15 protein-coding genes are annotated in these 16,657 nt (G+C 58.1%); 7 read left to right on the top strand and 8 right to left on the bottom strand.

The genetic code is table 11. The features are described 5' to 3' along the window. Positions 1-7: 7 nt before the first annotated feature. Positions 8-373 (bottom strand): ribonuclease P protein component, encoded by a 366-nt coding sequence (gene rnpA / locus Q0Y02_RS10360; protein WP_297767679.1) that lies wholly within the window; start codon positions 371-373, stop codon positions 8-10. Positions 374-411: 38 nt separating this feature from the next. Continuing rightward, positions 412-546 carry a 50S ribosomal protein L34 gene (rpmH, locus tag Q0Y02_RS10355; protein ID WP_011590025.1) on the bottom strand — a complete coding sequence of 45 codons (135 nt, stop codon included), beginning with the start codon at positions 544-546 and terminating at the stop codon, positions 412-414. Between the two features lie 607 nt (positions 547-1,153). On the opposite strand from rpmH, the gene dnaA reads away from it, so the two are divergent. The 4 genes from dnaA (at position 1,154) to gyrB (ending at position 7,590) form a co-directional block, all read left to right on the top strand. Continuing rightward, positions 1,154-2,563 carry a chromosomal replication initiator protein DnaA gene (gene dnaA / locus Q0Y02_RS10350; protein ID WP_297767676.1) on the top strand — a complete coding sequence of 470 codons (1,410 nt, stop codon included), beginning with the start codon at positions 1,154-1,156 and terminating at the stop codon, positions 2,561-2,563. A 95-nt stretch (positions 2,564-2,658) separates the two neighbouring features. Continuing rightward, complete coding sequence (gene dnaN, locus Q0Y02_RS10345) at positions 2,659-3,759, top strand: DNA polymerase III subunit beta (RefSeq protein WP_035245693.1); 1,101 nt, start codon at positions 2,659-2,661, stop codon at positions 3,757-3,759. A gap of 294 nt (positions 3,760-4,053) precedes the next feature. Further along, positions 4,054-5,163 (top strand): DNA replication/repair protein RecF, encoded by a 1,110-nt coding sequence (gene recF / locus Q0Y02_RS10340; RefSeq protein WP_297767672.1) that lies wholly within the window; start codon positions 4,054-4,056, stop codon positions 5,161-5,163. 9 nt (positions 5,164-5,172) lie between these two features. Beyond that, positions 5,173-7,590 carry a DNA topoisomerase (ATP-hydrolyzing) subunit B gene (gene gyrB, locus Q0Y02_RS10335; RefSeq protein ID WP_297767670.1) on the top strand — a complete coding sequence of 806 codons (2,418 nt, stop codon included), beginning with the start codon at positions 5,173-5,175 and terminating at the stop codon, positions 7,588-7,590. Positions 7,591-8,223: 633 nt separating this feature from the next. Here gyrB and Q0Y02_RS10330 read toward each other — a convergent pair. The 5 genes from Q0Y02_RS10330 to glyQ all read right to left on the bottom strand — a co-directional run bounded on the left by Q0Y02_RS10330 (position 8,224) and on the right by glyQ (position 13,202). Next, entirely contained in the window at positions 8,224-8,583 is a 360-nt protein-coding gene (locus tag Q0Y02_RS10330; RefSeq protein ID WP_290536932.1) for an H-NS histone family protein, read from the bottom strand. Positions 8,584-8,692: 109 nt separating this feature from the next. Beyond that, positions 8,693-9,421, bottom strand: a complete 729-nt coding sequence (locus Q0Y02_RS10325) for a lysophospholipid acyltransferase family protein (protein ID WP_297767665.1) — start codon at positions 9,419-9,421, stop codon at positions 8,693-8,695. Positions 9,422-9,423: 2 nt separating this feature from the next. After that, positions 9,424-9,966, bottom strand: coding sequence for a D-glycero-beta-D-manno-heptose 1,7-bisphosphate 7-phosphatase (gene gmhB / locus Q0Y02_RS10320; RefSeq protein ID WP_297767662.1), 543 nt, complete (start codon positions 9,964-9,966; stop codon positions 9,424-9,426). Between the two features lie 171 nt (positions 9,967-10,137). Next, positions 10,138-12,210 (bottom strand): glycine--tRNA ligase subunit beta, encoded by a 2,073-nt coding sequence (gene glyS, locus Q0Y02_RS10315; protein WP_297767659.1) that lies wholly within the window; start codon positions 12,208-12,210, stop codon positions 10,138-10,140. Beyond that, positions 12,210-13,202 (bottom strand): glycine--tRNA ligase subunit alpha, encoded by a 993-nt coding sequence (glyQ, locus tag Q0Y02_RS10310; RefSeq protein ID WP_297767656.1) that lies wholly within the window; start codon positions 13,200-13,202, stop codon positions 12,210-12,212. The genes glyS and glyQ overlap by 1 nt, the downstream gene beginning before the upstream one ends. Before the next feature lie 196 nt (positions 13,203-13,398). On the opposite strand from glyQ, the gene Q0Y02_RS10305 reads away from it, so the two are divergent. The 3 genes from Q0Y02_RS10305 (at position 13,399) to Q0Y02_RS10295 (ending at position 15,728) form a co-directional block, all read left to right on the top strand. Beyond that, positions 13,399-14,121: a YafY family protein gene (locus Q0Y02_RS10305; protein WP_297767653.1), complete on the top strand. Its 723-nt coding sequence runs from the start codon at positions 13,399-13,401 to the stop codon at positions 14,119-14,121. Beyond that, positions 14,090-14,653: a DNA-3-methyladenine glycosylase I gene (locus Q0Y02_RS10300; RefSeq protein WP_297767651.1), complete on the top strand. Its 564-nt coding sequence runs from the start codon at positions 14,090-14,092 to the stop codon at positions 14,651-14,653. The genes Q0Y02_RS10305 and Q0Y02_RS10300 overlap by 32 nt, the downstream gene beginning before the upstream one ends. Before the next feature lie 343 nt (positions 14,654-14,996). Continuing rightward, positions 14,997-15,728 (top strand): glutamine amidotransferase, encoded by a 732-nt coding sequence (locus Q0Y02_RS10295; RefSeq protein ID WP_297767649.1) that lies wholly within the window; start codon positions 14,997-14,999, stop codon positions 15,726-15,728. Positions 15,729-15,781: 53 nt separating this feature from the next. Here the strand turns inward: Q0Y02_RS10295 and Q0Y02_RS10290 are convergent, their stop codons facing one another. Next, positions 15,782-16,501 carry a DUF4197 domain-containing protein gene (locus tag Q0Y02_RS10290; protein ID WP_297767645.1) on the bottom strand — a complete coding sequence of 240 codons (720 nt, stop codon included), beginning with the start codon at positions 16,499-16,501 and terminating at the stop codon, positions 15,782-15,784. Positions 16,502-16,657: the final 156 nt, after the last annotated feature.

Below are 16,657 nucleotides of genomic sequence, written 5' to 3'. Positions count from 1 at the left end.
CAGTTTCTCAAGCTTGCCCGCACTTAGCAAGCAGCTTGTCGAATAGCTTGCCAAGCTGGTCGGTGACTTCTGCCGGGTCAGGATGATCCACACGTCCTCGAACCAGCAAAATAATGTCCAGACCTGCCAGCTGATCCTGCCGCAATCGGAACTGTTCCCGCGCTCTGCGTTTGACGCAGCCACGGTCGACGGCACGTTTGGCACGCTTGCGACCAATCACCAATCCCAACCGGGGCAGAGCCTGCTGGTTGGGACAAGCCAACAACAGAAACGCCGCATTGCCCACTTTCCATTTGGAGTGGTCGAATACGGTCTGATATTGGGGTCCGGTGAGAAGTCTGTGCTGGCGGGTAAAAGCCTGGGTTGTTGGCACTGTTACCTCAGCCAGGAGGGCAGAGTAAGACGGTTGGCTCAGGCAGCCAACCGCTTACGACCCTTGGCACGACGAGCGGCCAGGATTTTGCGACCGTTTTTGGTCGCCATGCGAGCACGGAAACCGTGGGCACGTTTGCGCTTGAGTACGCTGGGCTGAAATGTGCGTTTCATGGTGTCTTCCCCATGGAATGAGACAGCAATTGGAAGGCCGGCAAGTCTAGGGAAAGCGAAATCCCCTGTCAATCGGCTTTTCAGACAAGTTCAAGACCTGCTGGAGAGAACTGTTAATAGAACTTAAATATTTAAATGTTTTTTAGTAGTAGTAGTTATTATAGGGGAAGGCACTTTTTGTGGATAAGCGCGAAAAGGCTATTTATATCATTAGTTTGCGTCGTTGATAACTTGCGTACCATTGTGTGTAAGTACTGGGGACGAGCGGGGGACGACCTGTCATTAAATGTGGGTATAAGTTGTCCCTCCAATTGTCCACCGGGTTGTACCTGCATTCCCGCACAGGGTTATGGCCCTAGTTATCCACAGAAATAAAGCCGGAAAAATCCTGACTGCCCTGTGGATAGTTATCGCTCGGAGGGGGTAGAATGACGGGCTCGATTCCGGTTCATTGACCGAATTTTCATTCAGTTCATAAAAGACGATTCAGGGCTCAAGAGTGCCGCTGGACTGTGATTTCTGTCGCGGTCGGGCCCTGTGTTCTTCCTCTTCCCGTCTCAGTGGAAGAGGAAAGGACGGTATCGTTCCAGGATAATAAGGCGTGTGCGTGTCTGAAGAGCTCTGGCAACGCTGCCTGACTCGACTCGAGGATGAGTTGCCGTCACAGCAGTACAATATGTGGATACGGCCATTACAGGTGGCTGCATCTGCGGATGGCGCCGAGCTGACGCTGTTTGCACCCAATCGGTTTGTGGTTGACTGGGTTCGTGACAAGTACATGGACCGTATCGGCGAGGTGCTGGGCGAGCTGCAAAGTGGCGCCCTGCCCCAGTTACGGTTGGAGGTGGGGTCCAGCCGGATGCCCACTCCGTCTGCCCAGTCGTCATCCCCTGCCCCTGCCAGCCCCGCTACGCCATCTTCTGGTCATATGCGCACACCGGAGCTGGCAGAGAGCAAACCGCAGCCTACGGAGCTGGGAGGCGCCCGCAAACATCGCAGCAACCTCAACACCGGGTTCACCTTTGCTACCTTTGTCGAAGGCAAGTCCAATCGCATGGCGGCGGCAGCGGCCCAACAGGTGGCGGAGAACCCGGCCAGTCATGGCTACAACCCCCTGCTGTTGTACGGGGGCGTGGGCCTGGGTAAGACCCACTTGATGCACGCAGTGGGCAACGAGTTGCTGCGACGCAACCCCAATGCCAAGGTGGTCTATCTGCACAGTGAGCGTTTTGTGGCGGACATGATCTCTGCCCTGCGCAACAAGACCATCAACGAGTTCAAGCGCTTCTATCGTTCGGTAGATGCGCTACTGATTGATGATATTCAATTCTTTGCAGGCAAAGAGCAGTCCCAGGAAGAGTTCTTTCATACCTTCAATGCCCTTCTGGAAAATGGTCAGCAGATCATCCTTACCTGCGACAAGTTTCCCAAGGAAGTGGATGGTCTCGAAGAGCGGCTCAAGAGTCGGTTCGGCTGGGGGTTGTCCCAGCCCATGGAACCGCCGGAGCTGGAAACCCGGGTCGCGATCCTGAAAAAGAAGGCGGAAGAAGCCAAGGTGGATCTGCCCAATGACGCGGCCTTCTTTATTGCGCAACGAATCCGTTCTAATGTACGGGAACTGGAGGGGGCGCTGCGCCGGGTGATCGCTCATGTGCGTTTCACCGGTGCCCAGATCGATATCGGCCTGATCAAGGAAGCGCTGAAGGATCTGATTGCTCTGCAGGCGCGGCAAATCAGCATCGACAATATTCAGCGTGTGGTGGCCGAGTACTACAAGATCAAGATCAATGACCTGCTCTCTCCACGTCGGACCCGTTCGGTGGCGAGACCGCGGCAGGTGGCCATGGCGTTGTCCAAGGAACTGACCAGCCACAGCCTGCCGGAGATCGGTGAAAATTTTGGTGGCCGTGATCACACCACCGTGTTGCATGCCTGTCGTAAGGTATTGCAGCTGCGGGAATCCAATCCGGAAATCGAGGAAGATTACCAGAGCCTGTTACGGACGTTGACGTCCTGACGGGGAAGCCCGGCCTGGTGGCCGGTTCTGAGCATCCATATGTAAAGGAAGGGCCCGGGAGCCTCTGGCCCAAATAACCAGAACGGGAAAGCGCGATGAAATTCTCAATCAATAGAGAACAACTGCTCAAGCCCCTGCAACAGGTGGCTGCAGTGGTGGAAAAACGGCAAACCTTGCCGGTGCTGTCCAATGTCCTGCTGGAAGTGGGAGATGGTCAGCTTTCCATGACAGGCACCGATCTGGAGCTGGAGCTGGTGGCTCGCCTGCCCCTGGAGGGGGAGCATCAGGCTGGGGAAACCACGGTGCCGGCCCGCAAGCTGGTGGACATTGCCAAGAGCCTGCCGGCGGAAGCCGACATCCGTTTCGAGGTGGATGGCGAGCGCATGCTGGTTCGTTCCGGTCGCAGCCGTTTCACCCTCTCCACCCTGCCCGCGTCCGAGTTTCCCAATCTGGAAGAAGATGCTGCCGGCTCCAGTCTGGATATCCAGCCAGGCGTGTTGCGCAGCCTGATCGATCGTACTGCGTTTTCCATGGCCCAGCAGGACGTGCGCTATTACCTCAACGGCATGTTGTTCGAGCTCAAGCCAGGCCGTCTGCGCGCCGTGGCTACCGATGGTCACCGCCTTGCCCTGTGCGATGCGGAGCTGGATGTGCCGGTGGAAGAAGCGTCGGTGATCCTGCCGCGTAAAGGGGTGATGGAGCTGTCCCGCATCCTGGGTGATGCTGGCGAAAATGCCCGCCTGACCGTGGGCCGCAATCATGTCCGTATTGTGGTGGGGGCGATTACGTTCACCTCCAAGTTGGTCGATGGCAAGTTCCCCGAGTATGACCGGGTGATTCCCAAGGAAGGCTCGCGCACCATCATCGCCGACCGGGAAACCCTGCGCCAGGCTCTGGCTCGGGTGGCGATCCTGTCCAATGAAAAATACCGGGGTGTGCGGGTGCAGCTGTCTGAAGGCAGCCTGCGTATCGTAGCCAACAACCCGGAGCAGGAAGAAGCGGAAGAAGAAGTATCCGTGGATTTCAATGGTCAGCCCCTGGAGATCGGCTTCAACGTGAGCTACCTGCTGGATGTGCTCAACACCATGGCCGGCACTCAGGCGGAGCTGGAAATGGGTGACAGCAACAGCAGCGCCCTGGTGCTGGACCCGGAGAGCAAAGCGGCCCTGTATGTGGTCATGCCCATGCGGCTGTGATCCACAGCCCTTGCTCCTCCCCCAATACCCGGCCACCGCGCCGGGTATTTTTTTGCCCGGCCTCATCTGCTTCTGTAAAAGCGTCTTACCATAGAGGGCACAGAGCACACAGAGGTGAAGATCTTTCGCCACCCTCTTGGTCGAAAATGGGTTTTTCTCAGTGAACGCTGTGCCCTCTGTGGTGGAAACAGGTTTTAGCATCATCGCCCCTGCCCTCTCCCTGAGCTACAATCGGTGCAGTCATTTCTTGCCGCTGTGGCGGCTTCCCTGGTTGGTGTGGGTGGATTCCTTTCTATGTTGAGTCGTCTCCAGCTCGGAGATTTTCGCAATTACCGTCAGCTGGATATTGCCCTCTCCCCTTCCCTTAATGTGATTCTTGGTGACAACGGCAGCGGCAAGACCAGCCTGCTGGAGGCCATCTATTTCATTGGCAGCGGGGGGCGCTCGTTTCGTGGTGGCAGACTGTCGCGGCTGGTTCGCGACGGTGCCTCCGCGGCAACCCTGTATGCCGAAGTAGAGGTGGGCGAAAAGAGCCACCGGCTGGGGGTGCGCCGTAACCCGGGGGGGATTGATGCCATCAAGCTAAATGGGGAAACCCCCAGGGCGTTGAGCGAGGTGGCTGGTCTTCTCCCTGTTCTGGCCCTGCACCCCACGTCGGTGGAGCTGGTGTTCGGGGCCTCAGCCCTGCGCCGGCGGTTTATGGACTGGGGAATGTTCCACGTGGAACATGAATTTATGCCGGTATGGCGCACCGCGTCCGCGGCCCTGAAGCAACGGAACGCCCTGCTCCGCACCGGGCGTCCGAACCCCCGTGAACTGGGGTTTTGGGACCAGCAACTGGCGCAGACTTCTGATAGAATCGAAGGGTTGCGTCGTAGCTATCTGCAAGCCCTGCAGTCAGGGCTGGATACGGTGTTGTCTCATCTGGCACCGGAGTTGAAAATCCGGGTGCATCTACAGACGGGACTACAAAAAGACGAGAGCTATGAGGATGCCCTGGCTCGCCTCCGTCCTGATGATATCCGACGTGGGTTCAGTCAGGCAGGGTATCACCGCAGCGATATTCGTATCGAAACCCGGGGAGTGGTGGCGCGAGATCGCCTTTCCCGGGGCCAGGCCAAGCTGGTTGCCTATGGTCTGGTGCTGGCTCAGTTGCCGTTGATCAGTCAGGCAGGGAAAGTTTGTACCCTGCTGGTGGATGATCTGGCTGCTGAGCTGGACGAAGAACACCGTAATCAGATGCTGGGGTATCTGGCTTCCACTGGCCACCAGACCCTGATTACCGCACTGGATCAGCCCCAATGGGAGGCTGTGGTGCAGCAGAATAAAGCGTTACGGGCGATCGAGAGCAAAATGTTCCACGTGGAACATGGCCAACTTCGGCCCCTCACCGGGAGTGAATAAGGAAATACCATGGCGGAGAAAAATTACGATTCATCCAGCATCAAGGTGCTGAAAGGGTTGGACGCCGTTCGCAAGCGCCCTGGCATGTACATCGGGGACACGGATGATGGCACTGGCCTGCACCATATGGTCTTCGAGGTGGTGGATAACTCCATCGACGAGGCGTTGGCTGGCCACTGTTCCGAGATCAAGGTGGTTATCCACCCGGATGAATCCGTGTCCGTCCAGGACGATGGTCGGGGTATTCCCGTGGACATGCACGAAGAAGAAGGCATGTCCGCCGCCGAAGTGATCATGACCGTGCTCCATGCCGGGGGTAAATTCGACGACAACAGCTACAAGGTGTCCGGCGGCCTCCATGGTGTGGGGGTGTCTGTTGTGAATGCCCTTTCCGAAGAGCTGAAGCTGACGATTCGTCGTAACGGCCAGGTCCACGAGCAGGTCTACCGCCACGGTGTACCGGCTATGCCTCTGGAAGTGGTCGGTAATACTGACAGCAGCGGCACAGCCATTCATTTCCGCCCTTCTCCGGAAACGTTTACCAATATCAAGTTTCACTACGACATTCTGGCCAAGCGCTTGCGGGAACTGAGCTTCCTGAACTCCGGGGTGCGTATCCACCTGCTGGATGAGCGTAATGGTGAAGAGGATGTGTTCGAGTATGACGGCGGCCTGAGCGCCTTCGTCAGCTACCTGAACGAAAACAAGACGCCCCTGAACCAGGTATTCCACTTCCAGTTTGACCGCGAAGAAGACGGCATTGCTGTGGAAGTAGCCATGCAGTGGAATGATTCCTACCAGGAAAATCTGTTCTGCTTTACCAATAATATTCCCCAGCGGGATGGTGGTACCCACCTGGCCGGCTTCCGCGCTGCCCTCACCCGCACCCTGAACAGCTATATGGAAAAGGAAGGTCTGCTCAAGAAAGAGAAGGCCAACCCCACCGGCGATGATGCCCGTGAAGGTCTGACCGCGGTGATTTCCGTGAAGGTGCCAGATCCCAAGTTCTCCAGCCAGACCAAAGACAAGCTGGTGTCTTCCGAAGTGAAAAGTGCGGTCGAGCAGACCATGGGTGAGTTGTTCCAGGACTACCTGTTGGAAAACCCCCAGGAAGCCAAGGCCATTTCCTCGAAGATCATCGATGCGGCCCGTGCCCGGGATGCGGCGCGCAAGGCCCGGGAAATGACCCGTCGTAAAGGCGCGCTGGATATTGCCGGCCTGCCCGGCAAGCTGGCGGACTGCCAGCAGAAAGACCCTGCCCTCTCCGAACTGTATATTGTGGAGGGTGATTCTGCGGGGGGCTCTGCCAAACAGGGGCGCGACCGCAAGAATCAGGCGATCCTGCCGCTGAAGGGCAAGATCCTCAACGTGGAAAAGGCCCGCTTCGACAAGATGCTTTCTTCCCAGGAAGTAGGCACGTTGATTACCGCCCTTGGCTGTGGGATCGGCCGCGACGAATACAATATTGAAAAGCTCCGCTATCACCGCATCATCATCATGACCGATGCGGACGTGGATGGCTCTCACATCCGCACCCTGCTGCTGACGTTCTTCTTCCGCCAGATGCCCGAGCTGATTGAGCGGGGCTATATCTACATTGCCCAGCCGCCGCTCTACAAGGTGAAGAAAGGCAAGCAGGAGACCTATCTGAAGGATGATCCGGCCATGGAGGAGTACCTGACCACCCTGGCTCTGGAAAAAACCGCCCTGTATCCGGGTGATGATGCGCCGCCAATCAGTGGAGAGCCCCTGGCCAACCTGATTGCGGAATACCGCAACGTCATGAAGATTGTCGACCGTCAGTCGCGGGTTTTCCCCAAGGAAGTGCTGGAGCAGATGATTTACATGCCTTCGGTCAGCGAAGAAGGCTTGAAGGATCAGGCGGGCATGGAAGACTGGTGCCAGGTGCTTGGCAAACGGGTAGATGCGATCACCGATGCCACCCAGACCTTTACCATCACCGCCGCTCGAGACGAGGAGCGTGGCCTGTACCTGCCGCGTGTGCAAGTACTCGCTCACGGTGTACCTCGCGAATACCGCGTGACTCTGGATTTCCTGCAGTCGCCGGATTATCAGAAGATCAAGGCACTGGGGGAAACCCTGGAAGGCCTGCTGGCCGCGGATGCCTATATCCAGCGTGGCGAAACGCAGCGCCCCATCCGGCACTTCGCCGACGCCCTGGAGTGGTTGATGATTCAGGCTCGCCGTGGCACCAGCTTCCAGCGCTACAAAGGGTTGGGGGAAATGAATGCAGAGCAGCTGTGGGAAACCACCATGGACCCGGAAAGCCGGCGTATGCTGCAGGTCACCATCGAGGACGCCATCGCAGCAGACCAGATCTTTACCTGCCTGATGGGTGATGATGTGGATCCGCGTCGCAAGTTTATCGAGTCCAATGCACTTCAGGTCTCCAATCTGGACGTCTGATACAGCGTCGTTTTGCCGTAACGAAAACGAAAAAGGGGCCGTCTGGCCCCTTTTTTGTTTTTGCCCTCCTCGCTTCCCCTTCTTCCTGTCTCTCCTGCATTAGTGCGGATCGTCGTCTGCAATCGTAAAAGCTGATCTGAACAGTATTCAATTTGTAACTGTGTGAGTGTAGTTTGTAAGCATAACAAGCGCGGCATCAGCGGATGCTGGCGCTCATGAGGGTCAGTGCCCCTGGAGGCCGTAAAGAGGTCGTGACTTTTCCGGACCCTCTATGCCCGGACTGTCCGCTGTCATAGGGCGACAATCTGAGGGTCGGGAAAACTGCTCTGCAGATCAGGGATGAAAGGAGCCGCATGGTGAAAAAGGAAAAGGATTACCGTAGCGATAAGCGTCGCAGGGCAAAGCTGTTAAGCCATTTACCGCTGACGGGTCTCACTGGCCTTTTGCTATTGGCAATAGTGACGGTTTTGATTCCGGCCTGTCAGGGACTCACGGCATCGGTTGGCCAGGAAGGCACACTGCCGAATAACCGGTTACCGGCGGGGTTAAGGGGCTAGCCTGAAATAAGCAGATAAAAAAAAGCGAACCCTTACGGTTCGCTTTTTTTGTCGCGTATCGGGTAAACGTTGTTGTTTACTCGACCGCGAAATCTTCCAGCTTGGCGCCCTTCTCCAGTGCGCCCTGCAGCCACAACGGACGTTTGCCGCGGCCGGTCCAGGTGTTGCTGCTATCGTTCGGATCGCGGTATTTCACCTTGGCCGGACGACGCACACCGGTTTTCTTCTTGGCGGCTTTTTTGCGGGTGGTTTTCTTTTTGCCGGCGGTATCCTTCAGCAATGCTTCCGGAGAGACGCCCAGATCCTTGGCCATTTTCTCAAGTACCGCCTGAGCATTTTTCAGCTCTGCCTTGCGCTTCTTGTCCAGTGCGGTTTCCGCTTGCTTGATCAGTTTTTCCAGTTCATCAACGGAAAGTTCATCAAGATTAATGCTCATTGAGTAGCCCTTGTTATCGATGATTAACAGCGGCACAAACTCTAGTTATTTTAGCGGGGAAAGGCAATTAAACTCGTGATAGATGGACAATAAAAAAACGATTTTAAAACTATTGAGGGTAATGCTGGTGAATCCAGTTTTCTGCTTCTTCGGTAACCTGTTTAGCCTTTTTACCGTCACTGTTAATCGGCGGGCTGATGCGTAAGGTAATCGTCCCAGGCAGGCGCATCCAGGAACGGGCGGGCCAGCAATTGCCGCTGTTATGGGTAATGGCCACAACCGGGACGCCAGCCTGACACGCCAGCATGGAACCACCATGATTGAATTTACCCAGGGTGCCCGGTGCCTGGCGTGTACCCTCCGGGTAAATCACCACGGGAATGCCAGCTTGCAGGCGTTGCTTGCCTTGCTGCAGTACAGATTTTAGTGCCGCACTGCCATTGCTGCGATTGATGGTAATCGGTTTTAGCAAGGCCAGACCCCAGCCGAAAAAAGGCAGCCACAGTAACTCGCGCTTGAGTACGGTGGCCTGTGGTCTGATCAGCAATTGCATATAAAAGGTTTCGAAACTGCTCTGGTGATTCGCCAAGACTACGAAAGCCCCTGGAGGCAGATTCTCACGCCCTTCCACCTGAATGCGCACGCCGTTAAGCCGCTGCAGCAGCCACATGGCAAAGCCGGTCCACAGATTGACGAAATTATAGCGACGGCGGTAGGGAAGGAAGGGGCCAATCAGTACGCAGAAGACACTGTGGATAATGCCGGCCAGGTTATACAGCACAAAAAACAGAATGCTGCGTATCTTGATGGGCAGCGAATAATGCGTGTGCTGGGTCATGCCTAATCCTTCAAAATATGATCTGTAAAATCCGCCAGGGAGTCGTAGATATCGACATGGCCCAGCGTAGTCGGCAAGCCTTTGTCCTGTGTCTTGGCGCCCTTTCCGGTTAATACCAGTACAGGTTGGCAACCACGGGCTACCCCGGCTTCCAGGTCCCGTAGGCTATCACCAATCAGGGGCGTGCCGGTGACATCGCCATACTCGGTAACAATCTGGTCGATCAGGCCGGGAGCGGGCTTGCGGCAGTCGCAACCATCGTCCGGGCCGTGGGGGCAATAAAACACCTTGCCGATCTCGCCGCCCGCTGCACGAACCAGATCTGCCAGCCGTTCATGCATGGCATCCAGTGTCGCCACATCAAAGTAGCCACGGGCAATACCGGACTGGTTGGTGGCCACCACCACGGTATAGCCTGCCCGGCTGAGACGGGCGATGGCGTCAATGCTGCCCGGTAATGGAATCCACTCGTTTAAGGTTTTGATATAGGCGTCGGAGTCTTCGTTAATGACACCGTCTCGGTCGAGGATGATGAGTTTGTTCATGCCTTTCTTGCCCAATACCAATCATGTTCGTAGGAGCCATGCTTGCATGGCGAGAGGGTTACAGATTACCAAGAAGCAACCGGTATCGTGCCGCCAGCGACGCGCCTACGGGATAAACAAAGGCCGCTTGGAAGCGGCCTCGTTTTTTCTCGTGTTGCGTCTAGCTGTTCGTCATTCCTGCAGCAGACTGATATCCGCCACATTCAGGAACAGGTCGCGCAGGAAGGCCAGCAGGGCCAGGCGGTTGTTGCGCACGGCCTCGTCGTCCGCCATTACCATGACGGTGTCGAAGAAGGCATCCACCGGCTCGCGCAGCTCAGCCAGCATTTCCAGCACGCCTTGATAGTCCCCTTTCTCAAGCAGCGGTTCGGACTGCTCGTAGCTGGCCACCACCAGATCGGTGAGGGTCTGCTCGGCCTCGTCTTCCAGCAGAGCCCCATCGATTTCCTCCGGCGGTGCCTGATCCAGCTTGGCGAGGATATTGGACACCCGCTTGTTGGCGGCGGCCAGGGCCTGGGCTTCTTCCCGAGGCTGGAAGGCGGCCACGGCTTTCACCCGGCGGTCGAAATCCAGCGGCTTGCGACAGGCATCGTCGATGGCCAGTACCGACAGGATCACCGGTGTAGCAATGCCCTGCTCCTGGTAGATGGCCCGGTAGCGACCCTTGATGAACTCGAAGGCTTCCGCAGCCTCGGCGCGGTTGATACGCAGCTCCAGCTGATCACCGGCTTTTTCCAGCAGATGGTGAAGGTCCACATCCAGCTGGTTTTCGATGATGATACGCAGCACACCCAGGGTAGCCCGACGCAGGGCGTAGGGGTCCTTGGTACCGCTGGGCTTCTGGCCGATGCCGAAGATGCCCACCAGGGTATCGATCTTGTCGGCCAGGGACACGGCCATACCGGTCTTGCTCTGCGGCAGCTTGTCGCCGGCGAAACGCGGCAGGTACTGCTCGTACAGGGCCTGGGCCACTTCCTCCGGCTGGCCTTCCAGGCGCGCCAGATAGAAACCCATGATGCCCTGCATGGTGTCGAACTCACCGACCATTTCGCTGTTCAGGTCCGCCTTGCTCAGCTCACCAGCCAGCTTGGCCTGTTCGGCATCGCCTCCGATTTGCTCGGCGATAATGGCGGCCAGTGCGCCAATACGTGCGCACTTGTCAGCCACGGTGCCCAGCTGTTGCTGGAATACCACATTGGCCAGCCCCTTGCCGTGCTGGGCCAGGGTCTTCTTGCAGTCGTTGTCGTAGAAGAAGGCCGCATCCGCCAGGCGCGGGCGAATCACCTTCTCGTTGCCGTGGATCACCTGCTGGGGATCCTTGGACTGGATATTGCTGATGGTGATGAAGCGCGGCATCAGCTTGCCGTTGGCATCGAGCACCGAGAAATATTTCTGGTGCTCTTCCATGGCGCTGATCAGTGCTTCCTGGGGCACGCGCAGGAAGTCGTCGTCGAAGCTACCCATCAGCGCCAGTGGCCATTCCACCAGGGCGGTGACTTCATTGAGCAGATCCGGGTCGATCTGCGCGGTACCACCGGCTTCCTTGCCGGCGGCGATGGCCTGTTCTTCAATCATCGCCTTGCGGCGAGCGAAGTCGGCGATCACATGACCGTCTTTTTCCATGCGCTCGGCGTAGTCGCTGGCGGTAGCCAGCTCGATGGCGCCGGGGGCATGGAAACGGTGGCCGTAACTGGTGCGCCCGGCGTGCAGATCCAGCAGCTCGAAGGGCACCACCTCATCACCGAACAGGGCCACCAGCCAGTGCGCCGGGCGCACGAACTGGACCTTGCGTTTGCCCCAGCGCATGCGCTTGGGGATCGGCAGCTTCTGTACCGCCTGGGCAAAGAAGTCGGGAATCAATTCAGCGGCGGGTTTGCCCTTCTCGGTGATCTGCGCCACCAGGCGCTCCCCTTTGCCGGTGTCCTGACGACCCAGCTGGTCCACGGTTAATCCCAGAGAGGACGCAAACCCTTGCGCGGCCTTGGTGGGGTTACCGTCCTTGTCGAAGGCGGCCTGCACGGCCGGGCCCTGGCGTTCGATATCCCGATCGGCCTGCTTGTCATCCAGACCTCGCACCAGCACAGCCAGACGGCGCGGGGCGGCAAAGCTTTCTACCTCACCGTGGTTGAGGCCGGCTTCATCCAGTTGGCGAACAAATTCTTCCGTCAGCGCCGCACTCAGAGTGGGCAGCGCCTTGGGGGGCAGTTCTTCGGTGCCCAGTTCAATCAGCAAATCCCGGGACATTATTGCTTCCCCTTCTTTTCGGCGGCCTGCTTTGCGGCCTTTTCATCCTGCTTTTTCAATTCCGTTTCTACTTCCTCGCGGATGCTGGCATCCGCCATGGGGAAGCCAAGCGAACGCCGCTTGTCGAAGTAGGCCTGGGCGACGGCCCGGGCCAGGGTGCGCACACGCAGAATAAAGCGCTGACGTTCGGTGACGGAGATGGCCTTGCGGGCATCCAGCAGGTTGAAGGTATGGGAGGCTTTCAGCACATACTCATAGGCGGGCAACGGCAGGCCGGCCTCGATCAGTTTGGTGGATTCGCCCTCGAACAGGTCGAACTGCTTGAACAGTTCATCCACGTTGGCGTGTTCGAAGTTGAACGTGGACATCTCGATTTCGTTCTGCAGGAACACGTCACCGTAGGTGACCTTGCCGAACGGGCCGTCGGACCAGACCAGGTCGTAGACCGAATCCACGCCCTGGATATACATGGCCAGACGTTCCAGACCATAGGTGATCTCGCCGGTGACCGGGTAGCAGTCGATGCCGCCCACCTGCTGGAAGTAGGTGAACTGGGTGACTTCCATACCGTTGAGCCACACTTCCCAACCCAGACCCCAGGCACCCAGAGTGGGTGATTCCCAGTTGTCTTCCACGAAGCGGATATCGTGGACCAGCGGATCAAAACCCAGCATCCGCAGGGAACCCAGATACAGCTCCTGAATATTGTCCGGAGACGGTTTCAGTACCACCTGGAACTGGTAATAGTGCTGCAGCCGGTTGGGGTTTTCCCCGTAGCGGCCATCGGTGGGCCGGCGGGAAGGCTGCACGTAGGCACTGTTCCAGTTTTCCGGGCCGATGGCGCGCAGGAAGGTGGAGGGGTGAAAGGTACCCGCGCCCACTTCCATATCCAGGGGTTGTACGACCACGCACCCCTGTTCGGCCCAGTACTGTTGCAGGGCCAGAATCAGGCCCTGGAATGTCATGATGTCCGTCTGCGGTTGTTCCGCCATGCTGAATCCTGTTGTTCGAGTTCGATTGCCGCGAAAGGCGCCAAGTATACCGGGCCGACCGGGCCGGTGATACCGCTGGCCGGACGACTACTGACAGCAGGGTGTCAGGAGTGAACCGGTAGAATGACGCACCAGGCTGGCTCGGGTAATGTCGATGGCCAGAGTGGCATAACCAGTGCGATAACAGGGAAAGAGCATGCGACGCGCGGAACGCTTGTTTCAGATCGTGCAGATTATTGGTGCCAGCCAGTGGACCACCGCCCAGACATTGGCGCAGCGATTGGCGGTATCGGAACGGACTATCTATCGGGATATTGATCACCTTTCTGCCAGTAGCGTGCCCATCTATTCCCAGGCGGGTAAAGGCTATGCGTTGCTGGAGGGCTATCAGCTGCCGCCGTTAATGTTCAGCGTGGAGGAATGGCAGGCCCTGCTCACCGGTCTGGCCATGGCCCAGGGCTGGGCCGGCCGGCGCCAGGCGCAAGCCCTGGCGGCGGTACAGGAAAAGCTGGCCATGGCGGTGCCGGCCCAGTTGCGCGCCATGACGCCACCGGTGAGCGCCCCGCCGCTACCGGAGCGGCGCATGCTGGGCGCCATGCTCGATCCGTTGCAGCAGGCCATCGCCGAACGGGCGAAGGTACGCCTGCATTACCGGGATCTGCAGGATCAACATAGCCGGCGAGTGATTTGGCCTCTGGGACTATACTTCTGGGGCCACTGCTGGACCCTGGCGGGCTGGTGTGAACTGCGCGGCGCCTTCCGCCATTTTCGGGTGGATCGCATCGTTATCCTGCAGACCCTGGAAGACAGCTACCCGGTACGTGCGGGCCAGACCCTGGCCGATTACCAAGCGTCTTTTGACTGTGCAACAACGGAAGAGAAAAGAGATGAACGACCGCTGTCCCTGGTGCGGGGATGACCCGCTCTACCAGCACTACCACGACCATGAATGGGGGGTTCCCGAATACGATGATCGGGCCCTGTTCGAATGCCTGAACCTGGAAGGTGCCCAGGCCGGCCTGAGCTGGATTACCGTGCTGCGCAAGCGTGAGCACTATCGCAAGGTATTCGACGGTTTCGACGCGGAAAAGATCGTTCGCTATGACGACCGCAAGGTAGCCGCCCTGCTCCAGGATGCGGGGATTATCCGCAACCGTCTGAAAGTGGCTGCCACCATCGGCAACGCCCGGTCCTATCTGGCCCTGCGTGACGAGGGCCTGACCTTGAGCGATTTCCTCTGGGACTTTGTCGATGGTAGCCCGCAGATCAATCATTTCCACACCCTCAAGGAGGTACCCGCCGTTACCCCGGTGGCTGAAGCCATGAGCAAGGCGCTGAAAAAACGTGGCTTCAAATTTGTCGGCCCTACTATCGTCTATGCCTTCATGCAGGCCACCGGCATGGTCAACGATCACCTCACCACCTGCCCGCGGCATCGAGATCTCCGATAGCGCCCTCCAGCCGTGACGCGGCGTGATAGCCTGTATCGAAGCCCCTGTAGGAGCTCCTCTTGAGGGGCGAACCGAGCGTAGCGAGGCAATATGGCAAGGCGAACCCTCAATGCAGCCTGCCAAGCTCTGATATTGCTGATCGCCCTGCGGGCGATTTTCACGCTGACGCGTGGTTCGCCCCTCAAGAGGTATATTCGCTACGCTCACCCTTCGGGCCGCACAGAACTACGTGCGTTACTCCGCTACGCTCCGTTCCTACACAAAGATTTGGCGCGTTGAGAAGTTGGTACAGCCCTTGCTCTGTATAAAGGAAACCAGACAAGGACAGTACGGTGGACAGGCCATGAATCAGATCAAACCCATTGCCATCATCAAGACCGGCAGCACCTTCCCGCAGATCAGCGCCCATTACGGTGACTTCGAGGCCTGGATACACCAGGGACTGGGGTCGGTCACCGATGTCATGGTCATTGATGCGGAACAGGGGGGGCCGTTTCCTGCCCTGAGCGAGCTGGCGGGCGTGGTCATTGCCGGTTCCCACGCCATGGTCACCGATCAGGCGCCATGGATGCGGACGTTGATGCGCTGGTTATACACCCTGGTTCACGAGGCGGTGCAAGTGCCGGTCCTGGGGCTGTGTTTTGGCCACCAGCTGTTGGCTCACGCCCTGGGTGGCGAAGTGGCGGATAACCCCATGGGTCTGGAAGTGGGCACGATTGCCCTGCGGTTGACCGGTGCCGGACGACAGGATGCCCTGTTAGGCGCCATCGCCGGACATCCGTGGGCACAAGTGGTGCATCGTCAGTCAGTACTGACTCCGCCCCCCGGCGCCATGGTCCTGGCCAGCAACGGCCACGATGCCTGTCAGGCCTTCCGCTATGGAGAGCGGGTCTGGGGGGTGCAGTTTCATCCGGAATTCAGCGCCGATGTGATGCGCGCCTACCTGCAGGCCTTGCGTGGTGAGGGGCTCACCCAGCAACAAGTGGATAGTCATCTGCCGGAAGTGCGCGAATGCGATGATGCCCGCACCATCCTGAATCGCTTTGCCCTGCTCACGGCAGCGCAGGTGGCGTAACCAACCTGTGCCGTAGGAGCGTAGCGACGTTCCTACGGCCGCCCCCCGCTTTTTTACCCGCCCTGGCCTGAACCAAACACCGCACCGATCAGCGCACTGCCCTGTTGCATGGGGTTCTGGCGGATCAGGGATTCCTGTTCGCCGATGCGGGTGTAGAGTTCGTCCATGCTGTTGTCGATGACGTAGCTTTCCAGGTTCATACTGGGCTTGTTAGTGAGTGGTAACTTATCGTACACCGCAAGCAGGCTCTTATACTGGTCGTAGAAGCCGGTCTTTTTCAGGTTGTCTTCCACAATCGGCTGGTAGCGCTGGCGCAGGCTGCTTTCGGTCTCACCCCGAAAATAGGCGGTGGCCGCGGTATCGCCGCCACGGATAATTCCCAGGGCATCATTGACGCTCATGCTGGTGATGGCCTGCTTGAACACCGGTGCCGCTTCCGCCACCGCCTGCTCCGCGCCACGGTTCATGGCCGTTTCCACCTTATCCACATAGCTGCCGAAACCGAACTGGCGCAGGGTATCGGCAACTGGCTGGGCGGCCGCGGGCAGCTTCAGATTGAATGCCCCGGTCTGGGAGAGTTGGGTGCTGGCCCGGTCGGTGCCGGTGATCAGGGCTTCCTTGATGCCGGCGGCCAGTTTCGAGTCGGTGTCGTAGCCGGCGTTCTTGGCCATCTGGTTGCCCATGTCCACCCAGGGCATGGCGGCTTCCATGGTCTTGCAGCCGCTCACCATGCTTACTATCAGTAACCCCGCCAGAACCCCAAGCTGTTTCATACCGTGTTCTCCTTATGATGTGCGGCCAATGCTACTGCATTCCGGGCTGGCTGCTAAAGGACAGTTATAAGTTGAAAGTTTAAAGTTGCAACGCGAACACGGCATGAGCCACATGAAAACCGGCCGGCCCGCGCTTAACGATGAGGGTGTTGCGCG

It is taken from the genome of uncultured Alcanivorax sp. (assembly GCF_947258575.1).
GTDB lineage: Bacteria > Pseudomonadota > Gammaproteobacteria > Pseudomonadales > Alcanivoracaceae > Alcanivorax.
The sequence above is the reverse complement of the archived record's forward strand: the minus strand, read 5'-3'. Positions and strand labels throughout refer to the sequence as shown.